Origin of the sequence: Microbacterium sp. DWRC1-3 (assembly GCF_049896645.1) — a bacterium.
In the GTDB taxonomy this organism is placed as follows: domain Bacteria; phylum Actinomycetota; class Actinomycetes; order Actinomycetales; family Microbacteriaceae; genus Microbacterium; species Microbacterium maritypicum.
Window position 1 is genome coordinate 1,434,337 of record NZ_JAFCUS010000001.1, and the last position, 12,250, is coordinate 1,446,586.

A 12,250-nucleotide genomic window follows, 5' to 3' on the forward strand; every position below is an offset into this window, starting at 1 on the left:
ATCGGCCATGAGCACTCACGCGCGACCGCTGGCGGATTGGCTGGCGGCAGCGAGCGATGACGACCTCCGCCACCTCTTCCGCGCACGGGGCGTGCGAGCGGATGCGCCGTGGCAGGACTTCTTCGATGCCGCTGAGGCACTGCTCGATCCGGCATCGCTGACGCGTGTGCTCCCCACGCTCACGGCATCCGAGGCGAGCGCGCTGGTCTCCGCCGCCTCCGGAAAGGACGCCGGACGCGAGACGGAGCAACTGAAAGCGCTCGCGCTGCTCCGTCCCGACGGCAAGCCCTATCCCCCGGTGGTCGCCGCGATCGCCGGGCGCACCGCCTCCGGACCGCCCGCCGAAGCACCGGCACCGGCCTCGTCCGAGGCTGCCGCAGCGCACGCGGCCGAGCGCGCCTTCACGACCGTGGCCGTGCTCGCCGACCTTCTGATGATCGCGAGGGAGAGCCCGTTCGCCCTGCTCACGGGCGGTGGCGTCAGCGCCGGCGAGAAGCGTCAGCTCACCGAAGCCGGCGTCCCCGCCGAGATCGTCGACACCCTCGCCGCCATCGCGCTCCAGTCCGGGCTCGCCGTCTCCGCAGACCGGCGGCTGCGATCGAGCCAGTCGGCGGAGGACTGGCTGCGCTCGTCCGCTGCCGATCGATGGGCGGTCCTTGCGACCGCGTTCCGCGACGCGCTGCCACGCGGAGTCCGCTCCGAGACCGGCGGATGGATCCCGCCCGAGGTATGGCCGTTCGCACACCCGTGGGATCCCGCCTGGGCCGAGCGTTCGCGCACCCTGCAGGAAGCGGCTTCGCTACTCGGTCTGATCGCCGAGGACGCAACCGAGCCCGAGTGGGCCGTGAGCCTGCGTCGCGGGGATGCCGCCGACCCGGAAGCTCTCGTGCGCCTGCTGCCGACCGAGGTCGACCGCATCTTCTTGCAGAACGATCTGACGGCGATCGCACCGGGTCCGCTGGAGCCGGCGCTCGATGTGCGACTGCGCACGATCGCGGCCCGGGAGTCCGCAGCCCAGGCGTCGTCCTACCGCTTCACCTCCGAGTCGGTGGCGCACGCGTTCGTCGCAGGCGAGACCGAGCAGTCGATCCTCGATTTCCTGTCCTCCGTCTCCCTCACGGGGCTCCCCCAGCCCCTCAGCTACCTGATCGCCCAGACCGCCCAGCGACACGGGCTGGTCCGCGTCTCGACCGATGACGATACCGGCCGCACGCGGATCGAGAGCTCCGACTCGCACCTCATCCAGGCGATGGCGGTGGATCAGTCCCTCCGCCCGCTCGCCCTCACCGCGCACCTCGACGCCCTGACCACCCGCGTCGGCCGGGACACGGTGTACTGGGCGCTCACCGATGCGCGATATCCGGCGACGCTCGTCGGCCCCGACGGCGCCCTGCTCGTCCGCGAGCGGCATCCGGCGCCCCCGTCGTCGGCATCGAGCGGGGACTCGATCGACCTGATGCCGCTCATCACCCGGTTGCGCTCGCATCAGGGACCGGATGCCGATGCGGCGTGGCTCGACCGTGAGCTCGAGGCGGCCGTGCGCGCGAAGTCCGTCCTCCAGGTCACGGTCGGGATGCCGGACGGATCGACCAGGGAACTCCTCCTGGAAGCGACAGGGATCGGCGGCGGCAGGCTCCGCGGACGAGACCGGGCGGCCGACGTGGAGCGGACCCTCCCGGTGTCGAGCATCCTCACAGCGACGATCGTCGCGCCGTAGGGCCCTGCACCTGTCTCGACCGCTAAACTGGTGAGCTATGTCTGATGGCCCACTGATCGTCCAGAGCGATCGCACCGTGCTGCTCGAAGTCGCCCACGCCGACGCCGAGAGCGCCCGCCACGAGCTGGCGATCTTCGCCGAGCTGGAACGCGCCCCCGAGCACATCCACACCTACCGGATCACGCGTCTGGGGCTGTGGAACGCCAGAGCCGCAGGGCACACCGCCGAAGACATGCTCGAGACGCTCGATCGCTGGTCGCGCTTCCCCGTGCCTCCTTCCGTGTCCGTCGACCTGCGCGAAACGGTGAACCGCTACGGGCGGCTGGTCATCGAACGCGACGACGAGGGAACCCTGATCCTGCGCTCCTCCGATCCCGCCGTGCTGGCGCAGGTCGCGAACAACAAGCGCATCCAGCCGCTGCTCATCGGCCACCCGACGCCTGAGTCGTTCGTCGTCGATGCCTGGGCTCGCGGGCAGATCAAGCAGGAGCTGCTGAAGATCGGCTGGCCCGCCGAAGACCTCGCCGGGTACACCCCGGGGACACCGCACGAGATCGACCTCGCCGAGGACGGCTGGCACATCCGCCCCTACCAGCAGGATGCCGTCGATGCCTTCTCGAAGGACGGCTCCGGCGTCGTCGTGCTCCCCTGTGGCGCCGGCAAGACGATCGTGGGCGCCGGCGCGATGGCCGCGACCAAGACCACCACGTTGATCCTCGTCACCAACACCGTCTCGGCCCGCCAGTGGCGCGACGAGCTGCTCAAGCGCACCAGCCTCACTCCCGAGGAGATCGGCGAGTATTCGGGTCAGGCCAAAGAGGTCAAGCCCGTCACGATCGCGACCTACCAGATCCTGACCGCTAAGCGTAAGGGCGAGTACGCGCACCTGGCGCTGCTCGATGCCCTCGACTGGGGCCTCATCGTGTACGACGAGGTGCACCTGCTGCCGGCTCCGGTGTTCAAGCTCACCGCCGACCTGCAGGCGCGTCGACGCATCGGCCTCACCGCCACCCTCGTGCGCGAGGACGGACGCGAGGGCGACGTCTTCAGCCTGATCGGCCCCAAGCGCTTCGACGCTCCCTGGAAGCAGATCGAGGCGCAGGGCTTCATCTCCCCCGCCGCGTGCTACGAGGTGCGCGTCGATCTGCCGCCGAGCGACCGGCTCGAATACGCCGCGGCGACCGACGACGAACGCTATCGCCTGGCGGCCTCCGCCCCGGCGAAGGTCCAGGCGGTGCGTGAGCTCATCGCCAAGCACGAGGGCGAGCGCATCCTCGTGATCGGACAGTATCTCGATCAGCTCGAGTCGCTGTCCGAGGCTCTGAACGCGCCGCAGATCACCGGCGCGACCCCCATCGACGAGCGCGAAGAGCTCTACCGCGCCTTCCGCGAAGGCGACATCTCGCTCCTCGTGGTCTCCAAGGTGGCGAACTTCTCGATCGACCTCCCTGAGGCCTCGGTCGCGATCCAGGTGTCCGGCTCCTTCGGATCGCGTCAGGAGGAGGCCCAGCGACTGGGTCGCCTGCTGCGCCCGAAGCAGTCGGGGCACACCGCGAGCTTCTACACCCTCGTCGCCCGCGACACGATCGATCAGGACTACGCCCAGAACCGCCAGCGCTTCCTGGCCGAGCAGGGATACAGCTACACGATCATGGACTCGGACGCGATCGCCGCCTGACCGCGGAAGATCACGCTCGGGCGGAACGTCCCTGCAGGGCCAGGCCGAGGTGATGGGTACCGGTCGCCCCCACGGTGGGCGATGCGGCCCGCGCCGTGCGTGCGATCCCGAGCCTCGCCGCCCAACGGTCGGCGAGCAGGGCGTAGACGACCATGGCCAGCGCTGACGCGAGAAGGTCGACAGCCGTGCCCGAGGTCGCGTTGGCGTCGACCAAGGTGACGGATCCGAGCAGGAAGATGAGCACGTTGTTGACGATGTGCAGCGAGATCGCCGCCTCGAGTCCACCCGTGCGCCAGGTCAGCCAGGCGGCGACGATCGCGAACATGCCCACGCTGGCCGCGCCCCAGATGTCGTAGCCGTGGCCGAGCACGAACAGCGGCACGGGCAGGAGGATGGCGAAGGCGGGATGACGCAGCCATCCCCCGACCAGCTGCATCAGATACCCGCGGAACACGTACTCCTCGGCCGCGGCCTGGAAGGGGATCAGCAACAGCACGAGCAGCACCATGATCCACAGCCCCGGGTGCGAGAAGTCGGCGGTCACCGCGTCGCCGGTGAGCGCCGACCACCCCAGCACGACGGCGAAGTAGACGACGAACACCGCGAGCGCCAACAGCAGACTCCTGCCGAGCCATCCCATCCGCAGACGCCCGGTGACGGACGACAGCAGACCGACCCCGCGTCCCTCGACGATCCGCGAGGCCAGCAGCAGGGCGGGGATCATCAGGATCAGCGGCAGCACCAGCGCCACGAGCAGCCACGGGCGGTCGAGGTCGAAATACTGCGACGTCGTGAGGAGCACCTGCGCATCGATGCCCCACCCCGGGACGAGCATCGACACGATGGCCAGCGGCACGATCACGATGAGCAGGATCGCGATGTAGAGGGCGATGCCGACGAGCCCGGTCAGCAGCATGCGCCACCAGCGATACCGCGGCCGCAGGCGTGCCAGCCGGTGGTAGGCGAGCTGCTCGACACCGGGCAGTCCGGCCTGTGCGACGGTGTTTCCGGGGGCGGGGGTGGCGTCCTCGTTCAAGCTCATACCTCGATCCTCCCGTGCGCAGCTGTGCGCCGCATCCGACCGTGGGACGATCTCTGCTCCCGCCGTCCACTTGCCGCGCGCCCGGCTCGCTCGAAGGGGGCGACTCCACGCCGTTCCGCACAATAGTCAGCATCCACATGGCCGGAGTCACCATAATGGGGACATGACTGCTCCGCGCATCCTGGTCGTCGATGACGAACCCAACATCCGCGACCTGCTCTCCACGGGTCTCAGCTTCGCCGGATTCCAGGTGAAGACGGTCGCCAACGGCGCCGCCACGATCTCGGCCGTCCTCGAAGAGGAGCCAGACCTCATCATCCTGGATGTCATGCTGCCCGACATGAACGGGTTCAGCGTGACCAAGCGCCTCCGCGGCGCGGGTTTCACCGCCCCGATCCTGTTCCTGACGGCGAAGGACGGCACCGACGACAAGATCGAAGGCCTCAACGCGGGTGGCGACGACTACGTCACCAAGCCGTTCAGCCTCGACGAGATCGTCGCCAGGGCCCAGGCGATCCTCCGCCGCACGATGCAGGCCGACGAGGAGTCGATCATCCGCGCCGGTGAGCTCTCCATGGATCAGGACACGCACGACGTCCACGTCGGCAAGGAGCCGATCGAGTTGAGCCCGACGGAGTTCAAGCTGCTCCGCTACCTGATGCTCAACCCGAACCGCGTGCTGTCGAAGGCCCAGATCCTCGACCACGTCTGGGAGTACGACTTCAACGGCGACGCCGGCATCGTGGAGAGCTACATCTCCTACCTCCGCCGCAAGATCGATCCGCACACCGAAGAGTCGTTGATCCAGACCAAGCGCGGCTTCGGCTACATGCTCAAGGTCGGCAAGACGGTCTGACGACCACCGCACCACCATCGACGCCGCCCCGCGGCGGAGTCGCCGCATGAGGGAGGACCGCATGGCGCACAAGCCCGATGCGGTCACCAGCTGGTGGCGACGCATCAGCCTTCGGGCGAAGGTCACCGGCGTCACGGTCGCGGTGCTCGCCCTGGGCCTGCTCGTCGCGGGTATCGGCACGGTGCCGATCCTGCGCAACGCCCTGGTCGCGAACATCGACGCCCAGCTTCCCGCCCTGGTCTCCAGTGACCTGGTCGATCGCTACTTCGACACCGTGACGGTCGATGGCGTCAGCACCTACACCCCCCGCGACGAGCAGCCTCGGGACTTCTCCTTCGCGATCTACGACGCGACGGGCGAGCTCCGCGCGACGGCACGCGGCACCGCGGGCCAGGCGCCTCTGTTCCCCGCCCAGTACTCCCTCACGAAAGCGACGGCGAACACCGACCAGATCCCGCTCGAGATGGAGGGAGCCGACGGCCAGCGCTTCCATGCCGCCGTCGCCGTGGTCCCCTCGGAGGGCGGAGTGCTGCGCATTCAGCTGGTGGCCCTGCCGCTCTCGCCTGCCGATCGCATCATCAGCCAGTACTTCGGCATCTACATCACGATCGCCCTGATCACCATCCTGATCGCCGCACTCCTCACGCGTGGACTCGTGACCCTGACGTTCCGCAGGCTCGGCCAGGTCGAGGCGACAGCCATGTCGATCGCCGCCGGCGACTTCCGGCAGCGGCTGACCGACCTGGAGCCGACCACAGAGGTCGGGCGGCTGAACACCGCCATCAACACGATGCTCGATCGCGTCGACCGCTCTCTCGCGCAGCGGGACCGCACGGTGCAGCACATGCGGCGGTTCATCGGCGATGCGAGCCACGAGCTGCGCACGCCGCTGGTGAGTGTCCGCGGCTACGCGGAGCTGTACCGGATGGGCGCGATCAAGGGCGAGGAGGATACGGCCCGGGCCATGGAGCGCATCGAGAAGGAAGCCATCAGGATGGGTGTCCTGGTGGAGGACCTTCTCGCTCTCGCCCGGTTGGACGAGGAACGCGAGCCGGAGATCGTGCCGCTCGATCTGCGGCCGATCGCGAGGGACGCCGCCCTCGATCTGCGTGCCGCGGCTCCCGGACGCACGGTCACCGTGATCGACCGCACCGCCGACAGCAAGACCGTGATCCCCGTTCACGAGATCCCACCGCTTCAGCCGCCGCAGCCCCCGACCCCGCGCGGCCTGTCGCGCGCCACGCTCTCGCGCCTTCGCCGTCGTCCCCGGCCGCAGGAGCAGGCCCCAGCCATCGACTTCACAGAGGTCACCGATCTCCCTGTGCGCACACCGCCGATCGTGCTCGGCGAAGAGAACAAGGTCCGTCAGGTGGTCACCAATCTGCTGGGCAATGCGCGCCGATTCTCCCCGGAAGACGGTCCGATCGAGATCGTCGTCGACTCGGACCGCGTCGCGGGAACCGGAAGCATCGCGATCGTCGATCACGGCGAGGGGATCCCTCCGCAGATCCGGGAGCAGATCTTCGAGCGGTTCTGGCGAGCCGACACCTCACGCGCCAGGGAGACGGGAGGCTCCGGCCTCGGGCTCGCCATCGTCGCATCGATCCTGAAGGCGCTGCACGGCGGCGTCGACGTCTCGGAGACCCCTGGTGGCGGCGCGACGTTCACCGTCACACTTCCTCTCGCACCGGCGCAGGCCACTCCCGCGCATCTCCTCGAGGACACGCAGCCTCTGGAACGGCTCGATCTGCCCTGAGCCCAGGCCCGGACCGCCTGCGCTTCTGCACCGACACTGCCGCGCACCGATTGCGCACAGCACGCGGAGCTCGCTGTCTTCGTCGGTGCCTACGGCAGCGGCGTCCGCCTAGCCTCGGAACCCCTACGAGAAGGAGTTCCCATGTCTGTCTTCACCGTCGACACCGAAGCCGTCCATGCGGCCCACGGAGCGACACGCGCCACCATCGAGCGCTTGCAGAGCGAGTCCGCGACCCTGATGGCCCAGCTCCGCCAGCTGCAGTCGACCTGGTCGGGGACGGCGTCCAACGCCTTCCAGACGTGCGCCGAGCAGTGGCAGGGCGCTCAGGTCCACGTGGAGCAGGTGCTCGAATCGATCGGCACCTCTCTCGGCTCGGTGGCCACCCAGTACGCAGACGCCGATCAGTACTCGGCCAGTCTGTTCCGGTGACACCACCTCGGCATCAACGCAGAACGCCCCCGGCCGAAGCCGGGGGCGTTCTGTCAGGAGAGCGGGATCAGAAGTCCATGCCACCCGACGGGTCACCCATGGGAGCTGCAGCCTTCTCGGGCTTGTCAGCGACGACGACCTCGGTGGTGAGGAAGAGAGCCGCGATCGAGGCTGCGTTCTGCAGCGCCGAGCGGGTCACCTTCGCCGGGTCGATGATTCCCGCAGCGAACATGTCGACGTACTCACCCGTGGCCGCGTTGAGGCCCTGGCCCGAGGGGAGCTCGGAGACCTTGTTCGCGACGACACCCGGCTCGAGACCGGCGTTCAGCGCGATCTGCTTGAGCGGAGCCTCGATCGCGACGCGGACGATGTTCGCACCGGTCGCCTCGTCGCCCGAGAGCGAGAGGGAGTCGAGGGCCTTGGTGCCCGACTGGATGAGCGCGACGCCACCACCGGGGACGATGCCCTCCTCGACGGCTGCCTTCGCGTTGCGAACGGCGTCCTCGATGCGGTGCTTGCGCTCCTTGAGCTCGACCTCGGTCGCGGCTCCGGCCTTGATGACGGCGACGCCACCGGCGAGCTTCGCCAGGCGCTCCTGGAGCTTCTCGCGGTCGTAGTCGCTGTCGGTGTTCTCGATCTCGCGACGGATCTGCGTGACGCGACCCTCGATCTGGTCTGCCTCGCCGGCACCTTCGACGATGGTGGTCTCGTCCTTGGTGACGATCACCTTGCGTGCACGACCGAGCAGGTCGAGCGTGGCGTTCTCGAGCTTGAGGCCGACCTCTTCGGTGATGACCTGACCACCGGTGAGGATCGCGATGTCCTGCAGCTGCGCCTTGCGGCGGTCGCCGAAGCCGGGAGCCTTGACGGCGACCGACTTGAAGATGCCTTTGAGCTTGTTCAGCACGAGCGTCGCGAGAGCCTCGCCCTCGACGTCCTCGGCGATGATGACGAGCTCCTTGCCGTCCTGGATCACCTTGTCGACGATGGGCAGGAGGTCCTTGATGTTGGAGACCTTCTGGTTCGCGATGAGGATGTACGGGTCCTCGAAGACCGCCTCCTGGCGCTCCGGGTCCGTGACGAAGTAGGGGTTCAGGTAACCCTTGTCGAAGCGCATGCCCTCGGTGAGCTCGAGCTCGGTGCCGAACGTCTGCGACTCCTCGACGGTGACGACGCCCTCCTTGCCGACCTTGTCGATCGCCTCGGCGATGAGCTCGCCGATCGCGGGGTCAGCAGCGGAGATCGAGGCCGTGGCGGCGATCTGCTCCTTGGAGTCGATCTCCTTGGCGCTGGCGAGCAGCTCCTTGGTGATCGCAGCGACGGCCTTCTCGATGCCGCGCTTGAGCGAGATGGGGTCGGCGCCGGCTGCGACGTTGCGCAGACCCTCGCGGACCAGAGCCTGGGCGAGGACCGTGGCGGTCGTGGTGCCGTCACCTGCGACGTCGTCGGTCTTCTTGGCGACCTCCTTGACGAGCTCCGCGCCGATCTTCTCGTACGGGTCGTCCAGCTCGATCTCCTTGGCGATGGAGACGCCGTCGTTCGTGATCGTGGGGGCGCCCCACTTCTTCTCGAGAACGACGTTGCGGCCGCGCGGGCCGAGGGTGACCTTGACCGCGTCGGCGAGGATGTTCAGGCCGCGCTCGAGGCCGCGGCGGGCCTCCTCATCGAAAGCAATGATCTTTGCCATGAGTTTTTTCGTCCCTCCTGGACGTAGACGTTGGGTTTAGCACTCAGAGTGAGAGAGTGCTAACGCCATTCTGGCACTCGACACCTTCGAGTGCAAGCCGCCGGAGGTGAGATCCACCCGGGGGTCAGGGGGCCGGAGTCTCCCCGGGCGTCTCGGACGCCGAGCTCGATCGATCGAGGCCGATCACCACGGTGAACTGCTTCTGCCCGTCCTCCGTCTGACCGGAGTAGTAGTCGCTCTGCTGCACGGCTGCGCCGCCGAGGAGGTTCGCCAACCCGATCGCTGCGAGCTCGTCCTCGTCGTTGAGGTAGAAGACCGTCGTGGCGGGGAAGTCCTGGCTGGAGCTGTCGCCCGCGAAGACGATGTCCGACGCCCACCCGTTGTTGATGAGCAGATCCCTCATCTGCGTGTCCAGGCCCTCGTCCGGCGTGCCGTTGAGGATCAGCACGGAGATCGAGGTGTCCACCACGCCGGTCTCCTCCGGGGTGGGCACGGCGGTGGGCACGGCCTCGGGGAAGAGCGAGACGCGCCCCATCACCACGAGGGACCCGAAGATCCCGCCGATGATGAGCACGAGCGCGGCGACGAAGGACCACAGCAGCACGACCCAGCCGTTCATCCCCGGCGCTTCGGCGCGGTGCGCTCCTACACGTCCGGAGGAACGGGGAACGTCATCGAAGCGATCGCGGGAGGGCTTGGACACCCCTCGATGCTAGCGGCACCTTCCTGGCAATCCGTTCCTCGGCGCGGATCATGCGATGCACAAGGCTGTCAGTGCGTGCGTTCAGCCCACGAAACCCGGCGTCCGGGCCGAGCGCTGCCTGGCACGGGAATCCCGGATCCGACGCAGTCTCCGCACCAGCATCGGGTCGTACTCCAGAGCGGCTTCCGATTCGATCAGTCGCCCGAGGAGCTGGTAGTAGCGCGCCGCGCTCATCCCCAGCTGGGCACGGATGACCTCTTCCTTGGCCGAGCCGTGGCGCGGCCACGCGACCTCCATCGCGAGGATCGCGCGGTCGCGCTCCGTGAGATCTCCGAGCATGGGTCCAGGTTAGGACGCATCCGCGGGGAGGGCTGTTCGCCACTCCCACCAGGCGCCGAGAGGATCCGCGGCCGCACGCACCTGCCCGTCGATCGCGACGACGAAGCCCGGCCAATCTTCCGTGTCCGCCGGAGGCACCCAGACATCCAGGGCACCGGGCGGATCGATCGTGACCCAGCGCGCGTCCAGGGCGGAGATGCGCGCGACCAGGGCGCTCCTGCGCTCCCGCGGGATGTGGACAAGAACGCCGGGTGTCGTGATGACGAGCGTCGCCTCGGTCGGTGCGGCGGCCGCGAGCGCCTCGATACCCTCCAGAGCATCCCCGGCGACGAGCAGAGGCGGATCGGATGCCGCGATGTTCAGCGCGGCATCGATGCGCTCCTCCCTCCCCCTCTCCCCCGGCCACACGAGTCCGCGCAGCCACCTCCGATCCCGTTCGTCCGCCGCATCCAGCGGAGCCAGATCGATGCCTGCCCTCCAGACGATCTCCGGAAGACGCAACCGGGGCAGAGGTCCGGTCACCGTGCTCTCCAGCACGACTGTCGACTGTCCTTCCACGGGGTCGAGCGCGGCTCGGAGCGCGCCGTCGTCACCGAGGAAGCGATACGAGTAGCGGTCCGGGTAGAGGCAGAGCCCCGCAGAGGCTCCGACCTCGAGCAACGCGATCGGGCCGTCGATCTCGGACAGCACGGGAAGCAGCGCGGCGAGGCGGAGCGGCTCATTGGTCTGCAGGCTGCGACTCGCGCACTCCGCGACGACCTCGTCGGCGTTGCGGAGCACGAACTCCCGCCACTGCGGATACGCCGCGAGTCCGGCGCCGAGCATCCGGGTCACGGCGAACACGAGAGGCGGTTGCCTCCGCGTCTCCGGAATCCGCAGCAGGACACCCCGCACCTCTTCGTCAGCGGCGACTCCGGCGGCCCATGCCGCGTAGAGGGCGCTGCGACCGGGCGCCTCGTCACGGGCGAATCGTGCGTAGCGCTCCTGCACAGCATCCGTCATCCGTCCATTCTGACCCGGAGCACCCGAGACCTCGCCGCGCGGGGGAGAATGGAGACGACTCAGGAGGACACATGTCGTACAGCGTGGACAAGACCGAAGACGAATGGCGCGAAGAGCTCGGCGAGGAGCAGTACGCCGTGCTGCGGCAGGCCGCGACCGAACGGGCCTGGACCGGTGAGCTGCTCGATGAGGAGCGTGCGGGCCTCTACACGTGCGGCGCCTGCAACGCCGAGCTCTTCAAGAGCGGCACGAAGTTCGACTCCGGATGCGGATGGCCCAGCTTCTACGAGTCGATCCGCCCCGATGCGGTCGAGCTCATCGAAGACGACAGCCTCGGGATGGTGCGCACCGAGGTGCGCTGCGCCAACTGCGGGTCGCACCTCGGCCACGTGTTCCCCGACGGGTTCGGAACTCCGACGGGCGACCGCTACTGCATGAACTCGATCGCACTGAACTTCACCCCCGACGCGTCGTGAGCGCCCTCGACGCCGTCCGGGCACGGCAGTCCTGGTCGAAGGTCGAAGACACCGCGCCGACCCGCGACGAGCTGCTGACGTTCGTCGCTGCGGCAGGCCGCGTCGCCGACCACTCATCGCTGCGGCCCTGGCGGCTGATCGAGCTGCGCGGCGCGGATCGCGAGGTGCTGGGCGCGGCGATCGCGAAGGCCCAGGGAGATTCCTCACCCTCGTCGAAGCCGCTTCGCGCTCCGCTGCTCATCGCCGTCGTCGCGAGCTACCGCAAGAGCGAGAAGGTGCCCCGGTGGGAGCAGGAGGCGGTCGCGTCCGGTGTCGCGCACGTGCTGAGTCTTCTGCTCGACGAGGCCGGGTGGGGCGTCATCTGGCGCACGGGCCACTACACGCGTGCCAAGGCGGTGGCCAAGGCCCACGGCCTCGGCAAGAACGAGGAGCTCCTCGGCTGGCTCTACGTGGGTGGCAAGCCCGAAGGCAAGAAGCCCGGCCGGCGCAAGAGCGTCGATGCCCGCAAGCTCGTCACGCGCCTGCCCGCGGCGAGCACCGAGAAGGCGAAGAAGAAGAAGTAGCG

At 68.5% G+C, this 12,250-nt stretch carries 12 protein-coding genes; 7 read left to right on the forward strand and 5 right to left on the reverse strand.

All coding sequences use genetic code 11. From position 1 onward, the window contains the following. Window positions 1–7: 7 nt before the first annotated feature. On the forward strand, window positions 8–1,717 hold the full coding sequence (locus ACP699_RS06780; RefSeq protein WP_426170197.1) for a helicase-associated domain-containing protein: 1,710 nt from the start codon (window positions 8–10) through the stop codon (window positions 1,715–1,717). Between the two features lie 37 nt (window positions 1,718–1,754). Next, entirely contained in the window at window positions 1,755–3,395 is a 1,641-nt protein-coding gene (locus ACP699_RS06785; RefSeq protein WP_426170200.1) for a DNA repair helicase XPB, read from the forward strand. Between the two features lie 10 nt (window positions 3,396–3,405). Here the strand turns inward: ACP699_RS06785 and ACP699_RS06790 are convergent, their stop codons facing one another. Further along, complete coding sequence (locus tag ACP699_RS06790) at window positions 3,406–4,437, reverse strand: CPBP family intramembrane glutamic endopeptidase (protein WP_151485976.1); 1,032 nt, start codon at window positions 4,435–4,437, stop codon at window positions 3,406–3,408. A 163-nt stretch (window positions 4,438–4,600) separates the two neighbouring features. On the opposite strand from ACP699_RS06790, the gene ACP699_RS06795 reads away from it, so the two are divergent. From ACP699_RS06795 to ACP699_RS06805, 3 genes are all read left to right on the forward strand, one after another. Further along, window positions 4,601–5,293 (forward strand): response regulator transcription factor, encoded by a 693-nt coding sequence (locus ACP699_RS06795; RefSeq protein ID WP_017828926.1) that lies wholly within the window; start codon window positions 4,601–4,603, stop codon window positions 5,291–5,293. Between the two features lie 61 nt (window positions 5,294–5,354). Next, a complete protein-coding gene (locus ACP699_RS06800; RefSeq protein WP_082524257.1) occupies window positions 5,355–7,049 on the forward strand; it encodes a sensor histidine kinase in 1,695 nt (564 codons plus the stop codon). 141 nt (window positions 7,050–7,190) lie between these two features. Next, window positions 7,191–7,478 (forward strand): WXG100 family type VII secretion target, encoded by a 288-nt coding sequence (locus ACP699_RS06805; protein WP_055865175.1) that lies wholly within the window; start codon window positions 7,191–7,193, stop codon window positions 7,476–7,478. A gap of 67 nt (window positions 7,479–7,545) precedes the next feature. Here ACP699_RS06805 and groL read toward each other — a convergent pair whose 3' ends face one another. The 4 genes from groL to ACP699_RS06825 form a co-directional block, all read right to left on the reverse strand. Continuing rightward, complete coding sequence (gene groL / locus ACP699_RS06810) at window positions 7,546–9,165, reverse strand: chaperonin GroEL (RefSeq protein WP_426170207.1); 1,620 nt, start codon at window positions 9,163–9,165, stop codon at window positions 7,546–7,548. Between the two features lie 124 nt (window positions 9,166–9,289). After that, window positions 9,290–9,868, reverse strand: coding sequence for a LytR C-terminal domain-containing protein (locus ACP699_RS06815; protein WP_229778816.1), 579 nt, complete (start codon window positions 9,866–9,868; stop codon window positions 9,290–9,292). A gap of 81 nt (window positions 9,869–9,949) precedes the next feature. Next, window positions 9,950–10,207 carry a DUF3263 domain-containing protein gene (locus ACP699_RS06820; protein ID WP_017828931.1) on the reverse strand — a complete coding sequence of 86 codons (258 nt, stop codon included), beginning with the start codon at window positions 10,205–10,207 and terminating at the stop codon, window positions 9,950–9,952. A 9-nt stretch (window positions 10,208–10,216) separates the two neighbouring features. Next, window positions 10,217–11,209, reverse strand: coding sequence for a DUF2332 family protein (locus ACP699_RS06825; RefSeq protein ID WP_426170212.1), 993 nt, complete (start codon window positions 11,207–11,209; stop codon window positions 10,217–10,219). A gap of 71 nt (window positions 11,210–11,280) precedes the next feature. Between ACP699_RS06825 and msrB the strand changes: the two genes are divergently transcribed. Both msrB and ACP699_RS06835 read left to right on the forward strand, forming a co-directional pair. Further along, window positions 11,281–11,685: a peptide-methionine (R)-S-oxide reductase MsrB gene (gene msrB / locus ACP699_RS06830; protein WP_017828933.1), complete on the forward strand. Its 405-nt coding sequence runs from the start codon at window positions 11,281–11,283 to the stop codon at window positions 11,683–11,685. Continuing rightward, entirely contained in the window at window positions 11,682–12,248 is a 567-nt protein-coding gene (locus ACP699_RS06835; protein ID WP_055873864.1) for a nitroreductase family protein, read from the forward strand. The genes msrB and ACP699_RS06835 overlap by 4 nt, the downstream gene beginning before the upstream one ends. The last annotated feature ends 2 nt before the right edge of the window (window positions 12,249–12,250 follow it).